Below are 19,363 nucleotides of genomic sequence, written 5' to 3'. Positions count from 1 at the left end.
AAAACTAACTAAAAGACGGTGCCTCGCTGCCGTCTTTTTCTTTCCCTTAACCCACGCCTCTTGTCACTCATCCTTCCCTTCCCTTCGCTTTCCAGTTCAGCTGCACCTAAGATTCCTGACTAAACCATGCGGTGCATGGCGGTATGTACTAGGGTTTTATATAAAAGCTGGTTTGATCAAAAAGAATGGGTGTGTAACGGACATCTACACACCAAACAGGGGCCACTACGCGTTGGTGTCTGCTCAGAAACTTAATCAAAGGGAAAAACAGTGAGTAATTCAAATGAAAACCTAGAGAAAGTCCTGTCTAAGGCGTTCACCACGTCTTTGATACGCTTCTCAGTGACGTCATTTATCGTGATTGTTTGCTGGTGGGCGTTCTTACCATTCTTACCAATACTACTTTGGGCGTTAGTGCTGGCCATTGCTCTCTACCCAGTAAAGCTCATGATAGAGCGAAAGATGGGTTTAAGTTCTGCACGATCTGCGACTCTAATTGCCATTGTTGGCGTACTTATCCTAGGTACGCCAACCGCGATGGTTGGTAACTCGTTTGCTTCTAAGACCTTGGGGGTATTTGAATCCTATCGTGATGGGACTCTCGTTGTCAGCAAACCTGCCGACAGTGTAAAAGAGTGGCCCTTAGTCGGTAGAAAGTTGCATAAAGTTTGGGATGAAGCCGCAGAAGATTTACCGAACTTTATCGAAAAACGTCAACCGCAAATAAAAGGCGTGTTCAGTTGGTTCATCAACAGTGCGACGGGCGCAGCGAAGAGTGTATTTATGCTGATTGGTGCCATTATTATCGCGGGTATTATGCTTGCGTGGGCTCAACCTGCTGCTAGGTCGATACGAAAGATCTTCATTAGCTTTACCGATGAAGAGAGGGGCCCAGAGCTTCATGAACTTACCACTGCAACCATCAGGCAAGTCGCCATCGGTATTATTGGTATAGCATTCTTAACCGCGATGGCTTTTGGTGGTGTTGTTGCGTTATCTGGTGTTCCCGCAGCAGCGCTTTTTACCTTGATTGCACTCGTCTTTGCAATCGTGCAGCTACCTGTCACCATTATTGCTATCGTCGCTGTGGCCATCTTGTGGTCAGGTGACACAGGAACCATCCATAATTCTATCTTTACTGTATTGCTGATTGCGGCAAGCTTGATCGACAACTTTTTAAAGCCGCTTATTCTTGGACGAGGGTTAGAAGTACCCATGCCTATTGTTCTTATAGGTGCGGTTGGCGGTATGATGTCTGGCGGTATCTTGGGCATGTTTATTGGTGCTGCATTCTTAGCGGCAGGTTATCAGGTATTTATGAAGTGGGTAGACGCCGAAACCCAAGATGTGGCAGCAGAATTAGAGAATACCGACCCGCCTAAAAAAGAGTTAGAACAACCTAAAGACTGACCTCTATCAAAAGCTAACTAAAAGACGGTTTCTCTGACCGTCTTTTTTATTTCCGTCTTAGTCTTTTTATTGGCAATACTGATTGTTTGGTTACCCATTGAACAAGTTTGCGCGAAAATATTTTCCGTCTAGATCAATCTTTTTAATCAAGATAATCGATCGTGTCGATCAACGCCGTCGATCGATAGAAAATTAATCAATCTTGATAAAAAAGTTTTGCCTTAACGATACCCATTGGGCATCGACCGTTATTCAATTATGCGTATAATCCCTGCTTCTTGAATTTCTCAAGCATAATAACGTCGATAAGAAAAAAAATTACTGAAATATAGATGGAATTTTTAGAACCAAGTAATGGATATGGAGAACCAAACGAACTGGGATTGTTACCATGAACAAAAGCATCAAAGTAGCATTAGTCATTTCGGTACTGATATTAACCGAATTACTAGCGACTCAACTGAGTAGAATCAATAACCAAAAAGAGTCAGTTAATGTCATCAATGCGATAAACAAAGAGATGAAGAAGGTGTTCAACGATGCCTTGATTACCGCAGAAGTATTGAAGGAAGTCGTAGTACTTTCTGAAGATAGCCACATCTCACTTGAAGCGTTTAACAAACTGAGCCGAACTTTGTTGTTTACCTATAGTAACGTTGATTCCTTGCTATATTTGCCGAAGGGCGTTGTGACGCTCGTCTACCCATATGAAGAAAATAAACGGGCGATAGGTCACAATGTGCTTCAAGATCAAAGCAGAAGGCTAGGAGCAGAGCAGTCGATTAATTGCCGTAAAAACATGGTAATTGGGCCGGTAACGCTGGTTCAAAATGGCAAGCAAGCTTTTATCCTGCGTAAAGGAATTACCAATGAATCTGGATTCGTGGGCTTTTCCTCTTCGGTTATCTATTTAGAAACGATTTTGCAATCGCTAGAGAATATTCTCGAAGATAAAAATATCTCTAATTATTCGATCGTTGGATTCGATCCAGATAATCGCAACTTTCATGAAAAAGTGATCAGTAGTAAGGGTGAGGTTGATTGCGATGCTGACACTAGCATCGTGACAATATTTAACACCAACTGGCAGGTATCTATTTCACCGAGTGATTCAGGGGTACTGGCCAGAGTTCTTATTTTCTCGACGCTGCTTGTCACCTTGCTTTTGATAATGTCCCCCGTAAAGTTTTTTAATCAATATCGCCGGTCTGAGAAACAACGTTTCGATTTACAAAACGAAGCATACACAGACTTTCTTACAGGATTACTAAATAGACGAGGTTTGGAAAATCGACTTTACGCTTTAAAAGAACAACAGGTTTCTGGCTCTATTGCTGTTTTTGATATCGATTTCTTTAAAGCCATCAACGATACCTACGGCCATGAAATTGGCGATGTGGTTCTGGTTCAGTTTGCTTTGCTGTGTGGGGCGAAGACCGATTTGAATTTTACTTTGTCACGTACTGGTGGCGAGGAATTTGTTCTCCTTATGCCAGGTGCTACGAGAGCAGAAGCAGTGTTGTTCTGTGAAGCGCTTCGACAAGAAGTCGCTGCAACTCCAATTCTTATTAATGATTTGAATATAGAAATTTCGGTGAGTATCGGCGTTGCCCATTTTCATTCTGCTGATGATGTAAGGATCGCCCTAGCAGAGGCCGACGAAGCGCTATACAAAGCTAAGCAAACCGGTAGAAACCGCGTTTACGTCAAAGCTTGATACCGTATTTCTTATATTACGTCAAAGCTTGATACCGTATTTCTTATATTACTTCAAACTGGTCTGATGAGTGCTTGTGTCCTAGATGTGTGGTTGCTATTTCAACTACAATGCTCGGCCTTTTAAGCAAAACGTTCACGGGCAAAGTAAAAAGTGAGTAAGCAGTACACTTGTGACGATTTGATATTCGACATCGAAAAGATGAGCGTCAGCACAGGCCGCTTAGAACGTTCATTGAATTACAACGAATGTCTTTTATTCAAAGCGTTTCTGGACAATGCAAACCAAGTTATTGATAAAGAGACGCTCAAACAAGCAGGGTGGCCGGATACGATCGTAACGGATTCTTCTCTGCAAAAGTCGGTACAAAAGCTGAGGCTTGCCATTGCCATCTCTGATTGCGTAGAGCTACGAACCATTGCGGGTGTCGGGTACATGCTCTATTGCAGCTGTGCGGGAGCCAAGGTATCAACGCCAAATCGTCGCGCTTTTAACTCACTTACGTTAGCGAAAGCCTCTCTGGCATTCTTTTCTCTTGTGCTCGTGCTGTTGTCTTTCTTCAATTTTTCTAGGGTAACCAACACACATTTGGTTTCCTACCTCCACGAAGACTATGAGTTCATCGAGATTAATCATCATAAAGTTCTAAAACAAAAAGCGACGACAATAGCGCCAGAGCTTGAGTCTATGATTCATCGCTCCGAATGTGATTGCTTCTATTTTGTGGCGGAAACCGAAGGAATTTATACTCTGTCGGTTTATGAGAACGCACACCAACGCAGTGAAAACTATCTGTTCGAAATGGACACGTTACCAAAGCTGATTAAGGAGCTCGGATGAAACGTAGCTTGAGACCTTGGATTGGGCTGTTCCTACTTTCGCTTACCCTTTACGGCGTTTCTGTGTATGTGAGTGAAAAGAAGCTTTTGCTCAGTGGTAGATACACCACCACAGTACAGCAATACTCAGCGGACGGCGGTGTGTGGAAAGAGCGCATTGAGGTTGATTTAAATAACGAGAACCTCGAATCAACGGTATCCATAGAGGGAAATGGGTTAGAGGGTGTTGCGCTTTTTGCGGTGACGGGGAAAATTAACAATTCATTTAATGGGGAGTTTGAGTTTTCTTATACCACTGAGCCCATTCAAACCACCAAAGTGCTAGATGGTTACCAAGCAGCGAGTTACAGTTCATTGTTTCTTTCTGGCACGTCTAAGAACCAACTCATCTATCACGATGAAAACCTTGATGTGATCGCGAGAGAGCGAAACCACTTAATGCTAAGCCGAGTTTGGTAATTATCTTCTTTTAAAACGAAAAAACTCCCGGTTTCCCGGGAGACAAGCCAACTAAGATTGTTGTTATTAGAAGTGGTATTTCACGTTTGCTGTTAGCAGAACTTCGTCACCGATCTTATATGATGAAGTTTCAGTTTGACCGTTGTAGGTCTCTGAAAATTCCAATTCATGTGTGTGGTGCAGGTAGCTCACCTCAGTACCTACGCTCCAAGCGTTAAAGCGGTAGTTTAGGCCTGTTTGTGCGCCCAATACGACACCGTTTAGCTCGTCTGCACCATCAAAATCTGAGTTATACATCTCGTATCCAAGCTTGCCACCAATGGTCCACGCCAGCTTTTGCGTGATAGGTACAAGGTAATCGTACTGTGTGTATAGTGTGCCAACTTCAAGATCGTCATCAGTGTCGTCAACACTCACTCCACGGTAGTCGTAACCGATGCTGAACTGATGCGCTTGGTTAAGGATTACACCACCTTCCACGCCAAATACCATTGATGATTTTAGGTCTAGATCATCTTCTTTTCCGTTATATTTGGATTCAGCTTGCCCACTTAAGCGTGTACCAGCATCAATACCAACAAACGACTCGTATTTTGCCGCTGCGTTAACGTTGAACGTTGTTGCTGCTGTTAATGCTGTTAGAGCGAAAAGTGCTGCAGTTTTATTTTTCATTATGTGTTTCCCAGTGTTATAGCTGCTGATTGATAACTCGTATTAGCGGTCATCATCGTTGCCTTTCACGTCGTTGTGAAAGTGGTGGTCAAGCTAGAGATTTATCAACAAAAAGAGAAACGAATTGCGCGGAAAGCTACGGAAAAAAGCTCAAAGTTCATCTTTATAAAAATTTATTGTTTTTATTGTTATTGTAAGGTTATGAAAATAAGAGGGATTTTCCGTGTAGTGGCGTGGGCTTATTGTCGAAGTTCGAATGCCTCCGGGTGACAGAGTTTCATTGTGATTTAGTGTCGCACTCACAGATATGGCTTTATCGCCTTGTAAATCAGGTACGTATCCGGTGTAGTTTGTACGGCTACTTGGCAAGACGAGGGCGTTAATCACGCACTCATAAAGGTGAATGTGTCAGCGCTAGACAATGACGCCAGAGCAAATAGTGGATTTGATAGCTCATACATGACCAGTAATAAACTGCGTATGGGATTGAGTGATTTTGGACGAGTGCATCATCGATCAGGAGGATTGACATGCTATGGATTGTAACCAAGTACCTGACAACCGCTGCTATTGTGGTACTAATATCTGAAGTCGCAAAGCGAAGCGATAGATTAGGCGCATTAGTTGCCGCATTGCCTACCGTGACCATATTGGCGTTGGTTTGGATGTATATCGAAGGGCAGGGAACGGAGAAACTGTCTAATCATGCGTTTTATACTTTTTGGTTTGTTGTGCCAACACTGCCAATGTTTCTTCTTTTCCCTTACCTACTCAGTAAGTATTCCTTTTGGACCACTTTACTGATCAGTTGCATCGTGTCTGTCGTTTGCTTTGCTATAACCAACTTGATAGCTAAACAGTTTGGTGTCAACTTGCTATAACGCTCCGCTAAACATCTTTATTATTTCCTCAAGTTGAGCTTTGGGGACGCGTCTTTATGTTTGCTTATAAATGGGGTGGCAAACATGAATACCTTGATGAAAAGAAACAATGCATTCATCACGAAAATTGATTTATTACCCATTAAATTAGCTAGGTAGGTTGTTTTATAAATACATAAGGCGTTAATGTCGCCGAATAATAATGTATATCAATAACAATCAGTTGGAACCTATCGAACATGAAAAACAATCTTCTTAAAAAACTTCAAGTGCTTACCGTTATAGCAATGGCTTCTTTGACGGTGGGATGTTCATCTATGGATGCCCATGCTAGAGGTGGTTACGGTAAACCATTCTCCGGTACGGCGTTGTCAGTTGCGCGCCAGACATGCTTCTTGGATGGCTCTGCAGTGTCATATGCTTTATATCCTATTTCATTTGTGGATATGCCTCTGTCTCTGGTTACTGATGTTGTGTTCTTGCCAGCAGATTTAGTCATGTTATTTACTCCGACGACGAGCTACGGAAGTGTTTTGTCCCAAGGGTGTCCGAGCGGAAGTATGATCTAATAGCGTTGTGACTTTTAATTCTCATTTATCTTGAGTCTTCAACAAAGCGTGAAATTCCTTCTTGACCTCAGGTTAACTTGAGGTCTTACCTTCGAATACTTTCAGAACACGAACCACAAATCTTTAAGTAAGAACTAGGAAAAGGAATTTCTATGAATCTAAATCAAGTATTGTTAACCGTAAAAGACATCGAACTATCCATCCAGTTTTATCAAAAGCTGGGGTTTAAATTGATCGTGGAAGCAGACCATTATGCGCGTTTTGAATGCCCTGAAGGAGACGCGACCTTTTCACTTTATCTCGGTGAGCCACAGTCTAAAAATAACAGCGTTATCTATTTTGAGCACAAAGAGCTTGATGTTTTAGTCGCAAAGTTAAAGACAAGAGGAATCGAGTTTGTACAAGAGCCAACTGACAAAGAGTATCTTTGGAGAGAGGCGATGCTGACCGATCCGTCGGGTAACGAAATTAAGCTGTATTGGGCAGGGGAAAATCGAAAGAATCCACCTTGGCGTATAGAGGCGAGTTAGTCTCTTTTAAAGTTAGAGCTTTTATAAAAGAGTTCTTTTGTTACAAAGTGAATTGGTTATGATGAGTCCATGTTCAGCAGTCAAAGCGCGAGGGCAGTGTGTTAGTAGAACAGTGGATAGATATTGAAGGTGACAAGCTATATTGCTTGTCTACGCCAATTAGGACATCTCAAGAAACATTGGTACTTATTCACGGGTTAGGGGAGTCACATTTATGCTTTGCCGATGCGTTGGATTGGCTACCCAATTACAACATAGTCATGTTCGATTTATGTGGCTATGGTTACTCGCCCGCGTCAAGCTCCTCTAACGCGACCGAAGTGCAGGCGAAGCGTATTCTGCGAGCAATCGAGAAATTAGAGATTGAAGCGTGTTTTCTTCTTGGTCACTCCTGGGGTGGTGATACTTCGACATTAGTTTGCCATTTCGACAATAGAAGCGTCATACGTGGATTCATCAACGCTGAGGGTGGATTGCATGAAGAAAGTATCATCCTATCCCAAGTTATCGCCGAACAGTATTCAAAGCTTGATAAAAACGCATTCTCCGCTTGGGTAAAAGGTGGCGGTTTCGCTCAGCGTTTTTCTATGTCTTGGGGTCACAGTGCTGGCATCAAATATCTTTCTTCAGTAAGGCGTTGTGACCCAATGGTATTGGGTGAGACGGCCAGTGAAATTTATGCTCAGCACAGCACAAAGGACCAACGAGGCGTTGTGGAGTGGGGACAAATCTATGAAAGTTTGTCGATTCCTAAAGTGTATTTTTGGGGTACACAGAGTTTAGCGGGTTGTCACCGTGCTATAGAATTTATCTCCTCACTCAATAATATTGCATTCGAAGGTGCCAACCATTGGGTGCAAAATGATCCCGAAACGTTTTATGCCGAGGTCGACAAGTTCATTACCGCGACAGTGAGATAATGTTGAAGCCTTGAGAGAGGCTTCTGACCATTCGTTGCCTTGAATGTAGTACGCCATACATGTGATCGACATTCACATTTTTCTATGCTGTGGCACGAAGATAGTGGTGTCATTTCGAAGTCGATCATACGCTGCGCCAGTTGTAAGAATTTGTAACAGTAGGTGTAGGTATGGATGCGTTTTTCTTGTCACAGGTACTCGTAGCAATTGCCATTTGCTTCGATTTGTTGTCGTTTCAATTCAAAGAGAGAAAGAAGATTGTTGCCAGTTTATTCTGTGCCGGCGTTTTAATATCTAGCCATTTCGCATTATTGGAGCAATGGACAGGTGCCTCTCTAATGGGGATCGCTACTGTGCGTTATCTGATCAGCATCTTCTCAACCTCTTCAAAGCTAAAGTATTTATTCTGTGGCGCATCGGTTATTGCGACTGGTGTGACGTTTACGGGCGTAACGAGCATCGTAAGTTGCTTCGGCTCTGTCTTTCAAACAATGGCGGCGTTTCAAGAGGATGATCGTCGTTTACGTCAGCTGATGATTGTCGGCACTTCCTTCTGGTTGCTTCATAATTACCTTATTGGTTCACCAACCGCTGTGCTAATGGAAGTCCTATTTATCTCCAGCAACCTTGTGGGCTACTACCGTTATTACTTCAAAAAGCCAAAGTTGGCATGATAGCGTGTTTTAATGCGGCCAATGACGTAGAGCGAATCGCTACAGATATAAATAGATGCAATTTCAAAGGAAGAAAATGATGGAATCAGTCATCCAGCAGGCCATTGAGCTACGCAAAGCGTCCAACTACCAAGAGTCTAGATCGTTGCTCACAACGCTATTAGGTGATGAGAATTACGCGGCGAAAGCTCACCTGCATATTGCATGGTCTTACGATAATGAAGGTAAAGAACAAGAAGCCATTAAGCACTATACGGCGTCTCTTGAAGGGATACTTTCTGCTGATGAAAGGTTTGATGCTTTATTTGGTCTCGCGAGTACTTACCGTAGTCTTGGAGAGTACCAAGAGGCACTAAGTTACTTCGAGAAAACCATCAACGAATACCCTAATGCGGTAGAAGTTCAGCCGTTTTACGCGATGTGCTTATACAACCTCGGTCGTCATAAAGAAGCGACGTCGTTATTACTAGAGTTATTGGTTTCAACCACGAACAGTGAAGCCATTAAAGCGTATCAGCGTGCGATCTCTCTGTATGCAAAAGACTTAGATAGAACGTGGTAGTTTGAACCTTCCTACCAACAGGCGATCTAAAAGATCGCCTGCTTTTTGTCTTTGATATAGAAAAAGACGCTGATTGCGACAAATAAAAACGTAAAGTAATAGAAGAACGAAGACAAGGACGCGATAAAATCAATGTGCTGTTCTATCTGTTCCTTGGTGTAGTTTTGCGATAGCAACTTGTAGTAGTAGGCATAGAGCATACCGATCAACCCGTAGCCTAGGTTGAACATCAAACCTTTGAAGCTCAATACCGTTGCTCGGTTATGTGACTCGGTCTTTTTGTTCAGGTGGTAACTGATGAAGATGTTCATCGTCATAATAATAAAGATCAGAATCAGCGCAGGAATTACCCCATAAATCGACCAGCCCATACTAATCCAATAGTAAGTTGCCATTGTGGCCATTCCCATGACTAAGATAAACGTCTTCGGCGCCATGCTTTCTGCCAATCGGCGGCTTTGACCAGCCAAGATGATCTGCAATAAGCTAATGCCAGCCCCAATAAAACCGAAGTAAATAATTGGAATATCAATTGCGCGATAGTACTGACTGTTCATGGTTAAAAACATACGCGAAGTGTGTTCGAACAAACTGTAATAAAGCAAGATAAACAGTACGTAAGGCGTAGACAGTACCCATTTCGCTGTGTTTAGCGTCAGTTTCATACTTGCTATGGTCGAAGCTAATTTATTCTCGTTGCTAGGAATAACCCTTTTTGCTTCTCTCATGCCCAGCGCCGCGTAGATGGCAATCAACGCAACAAGCAATGTCGCATAAACAGGGAGGCGCATGATGTCTTGGGTCGTTTCTGGCTCTGCCAGTCCAAGGAAGTTATACACCGACGCCATAAAGTTAACGTCGTACATGGCTGCCCCCAATAGTGTGACAACAATACCAACGCTTGACGAAAGGCGAAGTTGAATCTGCAACACACGTGGCCACAGGTCCTCTTTGCCTTGTTCTTTTAACGTATCGTACGCCAATGCTTCATCGGCGCCGCTGGCCAACGCCATCGCTAAGCCGCTCAATACTCGGTTAATCAAAAACACAATGAAAACAAAAGTGGGGTTCCCGGTTGGGACAAAGGCGATCATTGCGATTTCGATGAACATGACGAGCGATGATAAAACCACCAGTCTTTTACGACCTAGCGTATCAGCGAAGGCGCCAGACGGTACTTCAGCTAAAACAATGGTCGCCGCCCACACGACATTGAGCATGGCAAACTGAGAAAGTGTTAACCCGTAGTCCAAATAGAGCAGGGTAAATACGGGATAATAGAAGCGCGCAAAATAGCTGGTTCGGAACATAAGGAAACAGCGGACATTGCGAATTTTTAGAATTTCTTTTGACGTCATGAAATATTCAGCAGCTTGAATAACATAATGTTATGTATAAACCTTTTTGAGATTGATGGGAAAGGTTTATGCTCAAACTGCGCGAGATAATGATGAATAGTCGCTATTCACATATCAACGACTTAGGGCATCTCCCAAAGGGCGAAAGTACGCTTGCAGTGCGTCATTAATGACATGTCTGTGCGCTATATCGGGATAGAGGGGCAAGGTGTCTGGCTTGGTTGTGCCCGAGACTAGATAAACGTTCTCTATACCAGAGCATGACTCTACGACGGCCTCAAAGGCTCTTGCCATCATCTCAGTAGGCTGTGAAAAGTAGCTCGATCCCATTGCTTGGTCTGCTTTTACACTTCGAGACACATAATCGTGTCTATCTTGGCCGTCTGGCGTGAGCAATGTGGCGTCAAATATCTTAAGCAATCGCTCATTGAGTGGGTGCGGAAAATGATCGGCATTTTGGAGCCAACAATTGCTGGCGAAAATCGTCTTACGTTGAGGGCCGGAACGGTCGCCAATATCAAACGCCTTTTCAGCAATGTAATGGTCAAATGCGTGCCAAAACTCATGGGCCAGTGCTCCGGCTCCTGCGTTTTTCGCTAATGCCAACTCGCGCTGATTCGGGGCGTAATGCGCTTGAACGCCTTTTCGTCCTCCAGTTCCGAAAGCAAGATTTAGGTTGCCACGAAGACCAATAGCAGAAGGTGGCAGTGCCAATATAAACGCCAAGTCTGCTAAAGAATCGAAGATCAAGTTCGCGGCGAGATCTTTTTCTTCCTTGTTCACCCACTTACCAATACGAATACCGCCGATGCCAAACGTCTCTTTGATATCGATGAACGACACTTGGTCACCGTGACGATAATCAGGGCCTTTACGCGTTTTGTATTTAAAGCTGGTTAGCTGCAAGAGATGCCTCGACAATGGTACAGGTTGAGTGATGTGGACGTTTATACTCCAAATATGGGATACGGGATTATACCTGAATAGAAGACTCATAGAGAGACTGACATGAGTTGAAACGTCAAACCTTACCTCTGAGTCGTATTTAAGACAAACTCGCGAACAAACCTAATCCATCTACACTAAAACTAACGCGTTATTTTTCAATCGCTTTCGGTGTGACTGATTAAAGCCGATCCCTTTATTTAAATACGGAGATTTTATGGGGCAAAGACTTCTCGTTTTTAAGCACAGCAGAGTGAACAAACCGTGGATCCATTAACTCAAGGATTCGTTGGGGCATCCTTGTCTCTGTCAGCGAGTAAAAAGCAGCATCTAGCGGCCGCTGGTGCACTTGGCTTAGTTGCTGGCATGGCGCCTGACTTGGACATATTGATACGATCAACCAATGATCCATTGTTGTTTTTGGAATTTCACCGACAGTTCACTCATTCACTTTTCTTTATCCCTATTGGAAGCTTTATCTGTGCCCTGATATTGCATCCACTTATTGCTAAAAAAGGTGGATTATCCTTCAAACAAAGCTGGTGGTACTGCGCATTAGGATACGCTACGCATGGCTTATTGGACGCATGTACCAGCTACGGGACCCTGCTCTTATGGCCGTTTACCGATACCCGTTATTCTTGGAGTACGGTTTCCGTGATTGACCCTCTTTTTACGTTACCAATCTTGTTCACTTTGATACTTGGCCTGATGAAGCGTAACCCTTGGTATCCGCGTATTGCTGTAGTTTGGGCGCTTGTTTATCTCACATTTGGCATGTATCAAAGAGACCGAGCAGAAGATGCAGGTTGGGCGTTAGCTGAAGCAAGGCGGCATACACCCCAACGATTAGAAGCCAAACCCACGTTCGCCAATACCTTGGTTTGGAAAGTCATCTACGAAACCGAACACCATTACCACGTTGATGCCATAAGAGCAGGGAGGTCAATAAAAACGTATACCGGAGAGTCCATTGCCAAGTTGAATGTGGCTGCAGACTTTCCATGGTTGGATCCTGCATCGCAGCAAGCCAAAGACATTGAACGATTTCGTTGGTTTTCTGATGACTTCATCGCCAGAGACCCAAACAAGGGATTGCGAGTCATTGACGTGCGTTACTCTATCGTACCAAATGAGTTCAACGCTCTGTGGGGGATTGAGTTATCTGAGAAAGCCGATAAAGGTATGCATGTAGAATACACCACACATCGCGACAGCTCTCAGCAATCAAGGCAAGCTTTTATCGAGATGTTGAAAGGCGATTAACCGAACGACACCACAAGTTACGACGTGTATTGAAAGTCTTTAATCAGAGTCGGTTTGTGTGAAAAAAAGAGCCGGCTAAACAGAGATTTATATTCCCATCCCCGCGACAGTAACCGCTTAGCCAGATGTTGGTTTTCAATGATAGCGACTTCAACGCCTTGATACTCGTACGGGTGATCTCTAACGTAACTAAGAAACGATGTAAAAACACCTTGTCCTCTGATCTTGGGAGCGAAGTTAACTGAAACAATCGAAAAGCGTTGGCTGCCTACTGAGCAATGAACGAAGCAGTTCCCTAATGGGTGAGAAATGGTCTCTGAGAACTCAGGGAAAGGGCGAGATTCTAGGTCCTGTGACAGTTTGTCGTATTGGTGGCACAAATGTTCAAGTAGTTGTTTCGCATCGCTATTCATGTCGTTCTCACTCACGTGTTATTGGGGGTGACGGCATTGGTTTCGTTACTATTTTAAGCACAGCAATGAGCACAAAACGCGGTGAAGTTTCCGCAGTGTTATTTCCTCTTTTTGAAGTTTCAATGATTTCAAATGAAGGTTTTGGGCCTCTATATGGAATAGGGCTGGGAAGTTTTGCTACTCTAAAGGCGGGATAGTATTCAGAAGGACGTTTAAAGATGGTGCTCAAGAGCAACAATGATTCTGTGCCGATCCTTTACTCATTGCACAATTGCCCCTACGCGATTCGAGCTCGACTTGCATTGTTCAAAGCCCAGCAACGCGTGTTAATGCGTTCCATTAAGCTCGATAACAAACCATCGGAGATGTTAGAAGCTTCACCGAAGGGAAGTGTGCCTGTACTAGTGATTTCTCAATCAGAGCAAAAGGATGGTTTGGCTCCTAATCAAGTACTCGAAGAAAGCTTAGATATCATGATTTGGGCATTGGGTAAGAATGATCCGGATAACTTGATGAGAAGTGATAACCCTGATGCTTTGCCTCGTATTCTGGAGACCATCGAACTTTTTGAGATTCAGTTTGTTCCCGCAATGAACGCATTTGGGTGTGCCAGGCGTTACCATGAAGACAACGTCACAGAACTGCGCAAAGTGTGTGAAGCCGAACTCATAAAGCTTGAATCACGTTTAACGGAGCACGCTTTTCTACTTTCAAACCAAGAGAGCTTAGTTGATATCGCCATACTGCCATTCATTCGAAAATACGCTCGCATCGACAAGCAATGGTTTCGTCAAAGTCCATACCCGAACTTAAAAGCGTGGTTGAACGGTTACATTCAGAGCTCTCAGTTCTCCAAAGTGATGAAAAACTATGACTTGTGGCTCGAAGAACGGCGAGATGAGTATTTTGGATAGTTAAGGTGCGGCACTTAAGATTTATGTAGCCAAAATCGCTAAGCGCACCCTCACATTTGCAATATTAGCTTACTCGTCCACGCATTGACGGCTAACCCCAAGACGCGCATTCTTTTACGTTCACTCAGGGCAGGTTTGCCCTTGTTGGCAAGTAGATTGATCGTTGTTTGCTGTGCTTGTATTGGAATGGGTAGATCGTATGAACAAAATTATTATGTTGGTGATGGGGCTGCTTTTTACCAGTCGTTTATTTGCAAGTATTGTCCCTCATGCTAGCCAGCTAGAACACGATGCACCTATTCTGCTTCGTTCAGCATTAATTGTTGGCGTTGCGGGGTTCCTTGTTTGGAAAGTTTTCCAGTATTTTCAGAAGAGCAAATCTTCCGATTAACCTCTGTTATCTGCGTTTGTATTTACATCAAAGATAATAAACGCTGGTAATTGAAGCCACAGTCTTTAGAATGCGCACCCTAAAAGTGATAACTAATGTAGAGTGATTTTATGCTTCGTGATTACACATTCGATTGTCTAGTGACTATGCCACGCCATGAACTGGAAGAGTTCAGTGCGCGCATGATCGGCAAAATGGTACCAGAAGACGTGATGAACGAGCTGTTTACCTTTGATCAAGAGGAAGTAGACAGTGAAGACCGCATGTTGTCGGCGCGCCTAGATGCGATGTTACGTATGACAGCAATCGCGCTAAGTGAAATTCAACAAGCGTTTGATGAATCGGATAACGCGAAGCAAAACAGCGAGCGAATGACGCGTCTAGTCCTTTGGCACTTCTACGCAATTTCATTCCGTCTTGAAGAAGCAATCACACTGGAAACCCATTGTGAACAAGTAGAAAAGCTGTTAGAAAACACACCAACAGATGTTTTCGCTTGGGTGAAAACTCTGACAGAGCTTCTTCACACATACGCAGAGATCAACGCGAAAGAAAACCCACAAGATTAATCTGGGTTGCCAAATTCAACATAACAAAGGCGAGCGGTTTAGCTCGCCTTTGTTTTATCTGATTGTCTATATAAGACCCCGATTATCAGTTCAAGAGAGTACTGATAACCGCGTCATATTTTAAGCTCCATACGTTTTTGGATAAACTAGAGCGAGTTTATTCCCAACATCGTTCCAAGTAGATCATTAAGAATCTAAAAGTACCCTACAGTGAAAAGGAGAGCGTTGACATGCTCTCCTTATTTTACGAGTGATTAGCTGGCGTCTGATAAACCTGACATTTTTTTCATGTGCACATAATTCGCCAGCCAAAGGATAGCCAAAACGAGAACGACAAGCGTCATGATTTGGACAACTGACTGCGATGTTCCCTTGTAAGCATTACTGCCAATATCGATAGCGGCAGATACTATAAACAGTCTTATCGCTGTCACTAGAGATGCCGCAATGCCCGTGAGTTCTGGAAATACCTGCATTGATTTTGCAAAAAATAAACCTATCGATAAGCCTGCACCAATCGAAAACAAACACATGGTTGCCGTTAAGAATACTGGTGAATCCAGCAAATTCGACGGTGATATGAAAAATATTAGGGTATTAGCGAATATCAGTCCAAGGCCAGTTGCTTTAAGCTTTTCAACACCAAACTTATCTATCAAGCGTGAGTTGTTCAAACTTACCAAGACAAATGTGCCGAGTGTCGCCATTTGGTAAAACGGGAACTGCTTTGGGCTAACCCCCAACTTATCGATATACAGCAAGGACATGTTTGACACGTAAATCATGTAGGCACCAAGGATCAAACTGGTGACTAATGTGTTGTACCAAAACTCAGTGGACGATAAGACCGTCTTATAATCACTGAGAATACGCTTTGGTGCTAGTTTCTTTCTTTTGTTCACAGCGAGAGATTCTGGCAAGAACAGGAAACATTTGAGTGCGGAAATAAGCACGAGAACTGCGATAAAAACGAAGTTTGCTTTATAGCCCATATGTAAGCTGATCCATCCACCAATGAGTGGAGCAAAAGCCATGAGACTAACCACCAATGTGTTTAAGTCTGAAATGAGTTTTGCTGCTGATTCTTCCTCGAATAAATCGAAGATCATTGCCGTACCCACTATCACACATGCTGAGCTTCCAAAGCCTTGCAATAGTCGAAATGCCAGCAGCTGTTCAATACTTGTCGAAAAGATACAGCCAATGCTTGCGGTAAGAAAAATGCTAAAACCAAATATTAACACCTTTCTGCGGCCAAAATGATCGGATAGAGGACCGTATAATAAAGAGCCGAGACAGATACCAATAAAGTTGTAGCTCAAAATGCGCTGAACCATAACAGCATTGGTGTTGAAATCGCTGAGTATATCGGGAAATGTTGGTAAATAGATATCCGTCTCCATTGCGGCACCAAGGAAGATAAACACCATTAAAAATCGAAACCATTTTCCCTCATGAGATATGAAAAACATAGTTAATCCGCTGTGATTATTCTAATAACAAGAAATACATGCTCCGAAAAAAAGGGGCATTGAGTATGAGTTAGGTTTTGTTGGTGGGATGTTGCGTAATGGAGAGGAGTGTTACGCAAGGTCGGCTTTTCCCAGCACTTGGTTGTGATCAAGTTGAGTATGAATGTAACATAATATTTCAATGCTGCAAGCGTGACTTCAATGTTTTTCAGCTATTTTTCTCGAACAAAAAAGATATCTCTTAATGTGCTTATTGTTATTTAAGTGTCTGATATTAATGGTTTATATTTTGTATACATAGCTTGAATTTATTAAAGTTGATCGGCACTATAGCCCCGATAAATAACACATGTTGTATGAAGCCTCATGGAGAAAAATGGATCTGAGCTCAATTTTACTGTTTGCCGTCGCTTGCCTTGGTATCAATATGATTCCTGGGCCCGATGTGATCTATATCGTTTCTAATACCATGAAAGGGAAAATATAAAATGCAATACTTTCAATACTATGGCATCGATTGGGTAGCAATGGTGCTCACTTTTCTCGCGATTTGGCAGATCGGTAATAAAAACAAAATTGGATTCATATTGATGATGTGCGGCAATACTAGTTGGGTGGCTGTTGGCTACTTGACGGGCAGTGTCGCTATGGTCATCGCTAACGTTATTTTCTTCTCGATGAATTTGAGAGCGATCATAAAATGGTCCAAGCCAGAGCCTAACACTAAAACGGTAGCGCAATAATAAACGAATTAAAATGCTACGCTCGACAAGCTAATAAAGTGGACGTAGCGGGTTGAAATGGACGATACATGAATAAACAAGTAAGAGTTGGAGTGGCGACCATCATCCTTCGTGATGGGGCAATATTACTCGGTGAGAGAGTTGGAGCTCATGGTGCGAATACTTGGGCTACACCCGGCGGGCACCTTGAACTCGGTGAGAGTATAGAAGATTGTGCGAAGCGAGAAGTGCTTGAAGAAACCGGCCTAATCGTTGATTCAATAGAAAAGTTCACTTTTACGAATGATATCTTTGAGAAAGAAGGTAAGCACTACGTCACCTTGTTTGTCGTTGCATCGAGTGCCAGTGGCGAACCTCAAGTCACTGAGCCGGATAAATGTAAGCAGTGGAAATGGTGTCGGCTAGATGATTTACCAGAGCCACTGTTTCTACCGTTGATTAACTTACTTAAAGAAGATAATACGCTAGAAAACTTTGTATAAAGCAACTGTTTAGTTTTGCGTTAAATCGGTATCGAATGGTGTTTTTCGGTTCATTAAGGGGAATGTATGGCCCAAATCTATTTCGTATGTGGCTTTATTGGTTCTGGTAAAACAACGTATTCTAAAGCCCTTGCAGAAAAGCATGGTGCTTTTCGTTTCTCTATCGATGAATGGATGATTCCTTTGTATGGCGAACACATGGAGCGTGAAGTCTTCGATAAACGATTGGCGACACTGCAATGCCTCTTCAAAGAATCAGCGCAACAACTGTTTTCTCTCGGAGTCCCTGTTATTTTTGATTTCGGCTTCTGGCGTAGATCAGATCGCGAAAGCTTTATCAAATGGGCATCAGACGTTGGTATTGAGAGTGAAGTTCATTATCTCGACGTACCTTTTGATACATGTAAGCAAAGAGCCTCTCTGCGTAACGCGTACCTAAACAGTAAGTCTTATCATATGACACCAGAAATGCTGGACCTATTTTGGTCTTGGTTCGAGATTCCAACGGACAGCGAAAATGTGGTTTGGGTTAAACAAATAGGGTAAGCATTTTGAGTAAAGAGATCATGGTTGCAACGTTTGTTGCTGCTGGGATAGAGAGTGTATACGTCTCTTCTATCCGCCGTTTTTTTCTCGAACCATACTTTACAGCTGCTTAAACTATTAAGGAAAGAATGTGAAAACCGCAGTAACAATCAGTCTGGCTCAAATTCCTGTTGAAAGAGGAGAGGTTGAGTACAATCTTACCAGTCATCTCAATATGATCGCGTTGTCGTCGTGTAATGGTGCTGATGTCGTCGTATTTCCTGAGCTATCACTTACGGGTTATGAACTCGATCTCGCAGAGGAGCTTGCTCTTGCGCCGGAACCTGAAAACTTTCAACAATTATCCAGAGCCGCTGTAGAAAACAAGATCATTGTCATTGTGGGTTGCCCTCTCAAGTACGCCAATACAAAAAAGCCAGCAATCGGAGCCGTGATTTGTTTCCCTGATGGCCGTGTATCCTTTTACGCCAAGCAATATCTGCATGAAGGTGAACAAACGTATTGCACGTCTGGTTCCTCTGATTACTTTTTTAATATTAATGGACACAAAGCAGCATTAGCCATCTGTGCGGATTTTGTTCATAAGGATCATGCCAAACGGGTTGGAGAGTCGGGGGCTGATATCTATATCGCAAGTGCTCTTATTTCTGAAGGCGGCTACGCACCAGATTCAACTATTTTATCCGAAATCGCGGTGGAACAAAGAATACCAGTGCTTTTAAGTAATCACATTTCAAAAACAGGTGGTTGGGAGACGTGTGGTAAGAGTACGATCTGGAATCCACAAGGCGAACGCATTGATCGTGCCGATATAAGAGAGCCTGGAATTGTTTTGTGCACGCTTACAGGGCGTGATATCGAAGTTAAAAATGTCATACAACCTCTAGTTAGTGAAACGGATAAAACATGGAAGTATTCTTAAGAAAATAGCGACGTAAATACGTTGAATTTCTCCAAAGCCTTGGGTGTTTCATTCATTGCGACACTGGCTCAAACGCATTCAACAAAAATTGTGTTTTTAGGCACTTATA

General features: G+C 43.0%; 24 protein-coding genes and 1 pseudogene. 20 read left to right on the top strand and 5 right to left on the bottom strand.

Annotated features, from left to right (window positions below):
- The first annotated feature begins 270 nt into the window (after positions 1-270).
- The 4 genes from GXP65_RS11530 to GXP65_RS11515 all read left to right on the top strand — a co-directional run bounded on the left by GXP65_RS11530 (position 271) and on the right by GXP65_RS11515 (position 4,425).
- The gene (locus GXP65_RS11530; protein WP_162092853.1) at positions 271-1,410 is read left to right on the top strand and encodes an AI-2E family transporter; all 1,140 of its coding nucleotides are present in this window, start codon (positions 271-273) and stop codon (positions 1,408-1,410) included.
- A gap of 391 nt (positions 1,411-1,801) precedes the next feature.
- Positions 1,802-3,127 carry a diguanylate cyclase gene (locus GXP65_RS11525; protein WP_162092852.1) on the top strand — a complete coding sequence of 442 codons (1,326 nt, stop codon included), beginning with the start codon at positions 1,802-1,804 and terminating at the stop codon, positions 3,125-3,127.
- Between the two features lie 153 nt (positions 3,128-3,280).
- Complete coding sequence (locus GXP65_RS11520; RefSeq protein WP_162092851.1) at positions 3,281-3,967, top strand: winged helix-turn-helix domain-containing protein; 687 nt, start codon at positions 3,281-3,283, stop codon at positions 3,965-3,967.
- Positions 3,964-4,425, top strand: a complete 462-nt coding sequence (locus GXP65_RS11515; protein ID WP_005431351.1) for a hypothetical protein — start codon at positions 3,964-3,966, stop codon at positions 4,423-4,425. Before GXP65_RS11520 ends, GXP65_RS11515 begins: the two co-directional genes overlap by 4 nt.
- Before the next feature lie 66 nt (positions 4,426-4,491).
- Here GXP65_RS11515 and GXP65_RS11510 read toward each other — a convergent pair whose 3' ends face one another.
- Positions 4,492-5,097, bottom strand: a complete 606-nt coding sequence (locus tag GXP65_RS11510; protein ID WP_162092850.1) for an outer membrane beta-barrel protein — start codon at positions 5,095-5,097, stop codon at positions 4,492-4,494.
- Between the two features lie 530 nt (positions 5,098-5,627).
- Between GXP65_RS11510 and GXP65_RS11505 the strand changes: the two genes are divergently transcribed.
- From GXP65_RS11505 to GXP65_RS11480, 6 genes are all read left to right on the top strand, one after another.
- Positions 5,628-5,978, top strand: a complete 351-nt coding sequence (locus tag GXP65_RS11505) for a DUF3147 family protein (protein WP_162092849.1) — start codon at positions 5,628-5,630, stop codon at positions 5,976-5,978.
- Between the two features lie 239 nt (positions 5,979-6,217).
- Positions 6,218-6,547: a YceK/YidQ family lipoprotein gene (locus GXP65_RS11500; protein ID WP_162092848.1), complete on the top strand. Its 330-nt coding sequence runs from the start codon at positions 6,218-6,220 to the stop codon at positions 6,545-6,547.
- 152 nt (positions 6,548-6,699) lie between these two features.
- Positions 6,700-7,077, top strand: coding sequence for a VOC family protein (locus tag GXP65_RS11495; RefSeq protein ID WP_103411454.1), 378 nt, complete (start codon positions 6,700-6,702; stop codon positions 7,075-7,077).
- A gap of 98 nt (positions 7,078-7,175) precedes the next feature.
- Positions 7,176-7,997 (top strand): alpha/beta fold hydrolase, encoded by an 822-nt coding sequence (locus tag GXP65_RS11490; protein ID WP_162092847.1) that lies wholly within the window; start codon positions 7,176-7,178, stop codon positions 7,995-7,997.
- A gap of 170 nt (positions 7,998-8,167) precedes the next feature.
- Positions 8,168-8,671: a YgjV family protein gene (locus GXP65_RS11485; RefSeq protein ID WP_005431266.1), complete on the top strand. Its 504-nt coding sequence runs from the start codon at positions 8,168-8,170 to the stop codon at positions 8,669-8,671.
- 79 nt (positions 8,672-8,750) lie between these two features.
- Positions 8,751-9,233 carry a tetratricopeptide repeat protein gene (locus GXP65_RS11480; RefSeq protein WP_162092914.1) on the top strand — a complete coding sequence of 161 codons (483 nt, stop codon included), beginning with the start codon at positions 8,751-8,753 and terminating at the stop codon, positions 9,231-9,233.
- Positions 9,234-9,259: 26 nt separating this feature from the next.
- On the opposite strand, the gene GXP65_RS11475 is transcribed toward GXP65_RS11480, so the two are convergent.
- On the bottom strand, positions 9,260-10,591 hold the full coding sequence (locus GXP65_RS11475; protein WP_162092846.1) for an MFS transporter: 1,332 nt from the start codon (positions 10,589-10,591) through the stop codon (positions 9,260-9,262).
- Positions 10,592-10,705: 114 nt separating this feature from the next.
- On the bottom strand, positions 10,706-11,497 hold the full coding sequence (locus GXP65_RS11470; protein WP_162092845.1) for a CLCA_X family protein: 792 nt from the start codon (positions 11,495-11,497) through the stop codon (positions 10,706-10,708).
- Between the two features lie 303 nt (positions 11,498-11,800).
- Here GXP65_RS11470 and GXP65_RS11465 point away from each other — a divergent pair, with 303 nt between their 5' ends.
- On the top strand, positions 11,801-12,802 hold the full coding sequence (locus GXP65_RS11465; RefSeq protein ID WP_162092844.1) for a metal-dependent hydrolase: 1,002 nt from the start codon (positions 11,801-11,803) through the stop codon (positions 12,800-12,802).
- A gap of 17 nt (positions 12,803-12,819) precedes the next feature.
- Here GXP65_RS11465 and GXP65_RS25260 read toward each other — a convergent pair whose 3' ends face one another.
- Positions 12,820-13,215, bottom strand: a complete 396-nt coding sequence (locus tag GXP65_RS25260) for a hypothetical protein (protein WP_103414124.1) — start codon at positions 13,213-13,215, stop codon at positions 12,820-12,822.
- Between GXP65_RS25260 and GXP65_RS11460 the strand changes: the two genes are divergently transcribed.
- The 4 genes from GXP65_RS11460 (at position 13,101) to GXP65_RS11445 (ending at position 15,089) form a co-directional block, all read left to right on the top strand.
- Positions 13,101-13,412 carry a hypothetical protein gene (locus GXP65_RS11460; protein WP_162092843.1) on the top strand — a complete coding sequence of 104 codons (312 nt, stop codon included), beginning with the start codon at positions 13,101-13,103 and terminating at the stop codon, positions 13,410-13,412. The genes GXP65_RS25260 and GXP65_RS11460 overlap by 115 nt on opposite strands.
- A gap of 21 nt (positions 13,413-13,433) precedes the next feature.
- A complete protein-coding gene (locus GXP65_RS11455; protein ID WP_162092842.1) occupies positions 13,434-14,129 on the top strand; it encodes a glutathione S-transferase in 696 nt (231 codons plus the stop codon).
- Between the two features lie 199 nt (positions 14,130-14,328).
- A complete protein-coding gene (locus GXP65_RS11450) occupies positions 14,329-14,520 on the top strand; it encodes a hypothetical protein (protein ID WP_038889301.1) in 192 nt (63 codons plus the stop codon).
- A gap of 110 nt (positions 14,521-14,630) precedes the next feature.
- Positions 14,631-15,089 carry a hypothetical protein gene (locus GXP65_RS11445; protein ID WP_005431386.1) on the top strand — a complete coding sequence of 153 codons (459 nt, stop codon included), beginning with the start codon at positions 14,631-14,633 and terminating at the stop codon, positions 15,087-15,089.
- Between the two features lie 254 nt (positions 15,090-15,343).
- Here GXP65_RS11445 and GXP65_RS11440 read toward each other — a convergent pair whose 3' ends face one another.
- Positions 15,344-16,561 carry a multidrug effflux MFS transporter gene (locus tag GXP65_RS11440; RefSeq protein WP_162092841.1) on the bottom strand — a complete coding sequence of 406 codons (1,218 nt, stop codon included), beginning with the start codon at positions 16,559-16,561 and terminating at the stop codon, positions 15,344-15,346.
- A gap of 376 nt (positions 16,562-16,937) precedes the next feature.
- Here GXP65_RS11440 and GXP65_RS11435 point away from each other — a divergent pair.
- The 5 genes and pseudogenes from GXP65_RS11435 to GXP65_RS11415 all read left to right on the top strand — a co-directional run.
- A pseudogene (locus tag GXP65_RS11435) lies at positions 16,938-17,045 on the top strand (LysE family translocator); the annotation flags it as partial.
- 4 nt (positions 17,046-17,049) lie between these two features.
- Positions 17,050-17,304: a nicotinamide mononucleotide transporter gene (locus tag GXP65_RS11430; protein ID WP_162092840.1), complete on the top strand. Its 255-nt coding sequence runs from the start codon at positions 17,050-17,052 to the stop codon at positions 17,302-17,304.
- A gap of 68 nt (positions 17,305-17,372) precedes the next feature.
- Positions 17,373-17,786: an NUDIX hydrolase gene (locus GXP65_RS11425; protein WP_162092839.1), complete on the top strand. Its 414-nt coding sequence runs from the start codon at positions 17,373-17,375 to the stop codon at positions 17,784-17,786.
- 66 nt (positions 17,787-17,852) lie between these two features.
- Positions 17,853-18,332 carry an ATP-binding protein gene (locus GXP65_RS11420; protein ID WP_162092838.1) on the top strand — a complete coding sequence of 160 codons (480 nt, stop codon included), beginning with the start codon at positions 17,853-17,855 and terminating at the stop codon, positions 18,330-18,332.
- Between the two features lie 130 nt (positions 18,333-18,462).
- Complete coding sequence (locus GXP65_RS11415; protein ID WP_162092837.1) at positions 18,463-19,254, top strand: carbon-nitrogen hydrolase family protein; 792 nt, start codon at positions 18,463-18,465, stop codon at positions 19,252-19,254.
- Positions 19,255-19,363: the final 109 nt, after the last annotated feature.

Source organism: Vibrio sp. LB10LO1 (assembly GCF_010092875.1).
Classification (GTDB): Bacteria; Pseudomonadota; Gammaproteobacteria; order Enterobacterales; family Vibrionaceae; genus Vibrio; species Vibrio campbellii.
Note: the sequence above shows the minus strand (reverse complement) of the source record. Positions and strands in the feature narration are given on the sequence as shown.

Bases quoted from the DNA above. Each gene is read 5' to 3' on its own strand.
- GXP65_RS11525 (WP_162092852.1), top strand. From the start codon at position 1,802: ATGAACAAAAGCATCAAAGTAGCATTAGTCATTTCGGTACTGATATTA.
- GXP65_RS11515 (WP_005431351.1), top strand. From the start codon at position 3,964: ATGAAACGTAGCTTGAGACCTTGGATTGGGCTGTTCCTACTTTCGCTT.
- GXP65_RS11510 (WP_162092850.1), bottom strand. From the start codon at position 5,097: ATGAAAAATAAAACTGCAGCACTTTTCGCTCTAACAGCATTAACAGCA.
- GXP65_RS11505 (WP_162092849.1), top strand. From the start codon at position 5,628: ATGCTATGGATTGTAACCAAGTACCTGACAACCGCTGCTATTGTGGTA.
- GXP65_RS11500 (WP_162092848.1), top strand. From the start codon at position 6,218: ATGAAAAACAATCTTCTTAAAAAACTTCAAGTGCTTACCGTTATAGCA.
- GXP65_RS11495 (WP_103411454.1), top strand. From the start codon at position 6,700: ATGAATCTAAATCAAGTATTGTTAACCGTAAAAGACATCGAACTATCC.
- GXP65_RS11485 (WP_005431266.1), top strand. From the start codon at position 8,168: ATGGATGCGTTTTTCTTGTCACAGGTACTCGTAGCAATTGCCATTTGC.
- GXP65_RS11480 (WP_162092914.1), top strand. From the start codon at position 8,751: ATGGAATCAGTCATCCAGCAGGCCATTGAGCTACGCAAAGCGTCCAAC.
- GXP65_RS11475 (WP_162092846.1), bottom strand. From the start codon at position 10,591: ATGACGTCAAAAGAAATTCTAAAAATTCGCAATGTCCGCTGTTTCCTT.
- GXP65_RS11460 (WP_162092843.1), top strand. From the start codon at position 13,101: ATGGGTGAGAAATGGTCTCTGAGAACTCAGGGAAAGGGCGAGATTCTA.
- GXP65_RS25260 (WP_103414124.1), bottom strand. From the start codon at position 13,215: ATGAATAGCGATGCGAAACAACTACTTGAACATTTGTGCCACCAATAC.
- GXP65_RS11455 (WP_162092842.1), top strand. From the start codon at position 13,434: ATGGTGCTCAAGAGCAACAATGATTCTGTGCCGATCCTTTACTCATTG.
- GXP65_RS11450 (WP_038889301.1), top strand. From the start codon at position 14,329: ATGAACAAAATTATTATGTTGGTGATGGGGCTGCTTTTTACCAGTCGT.
- GXP65_RS11445 (WP_005431386.1), top strand. From the start codon at position 14,631: ATGCTTCGTGATTACACATTCGATTGTCTAGTGACTATGCCACGCCAT.
- GXP65_RS11440 (WP_162092841.1), bottom strand. From the start codon at position 16,561: ATGTTTTTCATATCTCATGAGGGAAAATGGTTTCGATTTTTAATGGTG.
- GXP65_RS11430 (WP_162092840.1), top strand. From the start codon at position 17,050: ATGCAATACTTTCAATACTATGGCATCGATTGGGTAGCAATGGTGCTC.
- GXP65_RS11425 (WP_162092839.1), top strand. From the start codon at position 17,373: ATGAATAAACAAGTAAGAGTTGGAGTGGCGACCATCATCCTTCGTGAT.
- GXP65_RS11420 (WP_162092838.1), top strand. From the start codon at position 17,853: ATGGCCCAAATCTATTTCGTATGTGGCTTTATTGGTTCTGGTAAAACA.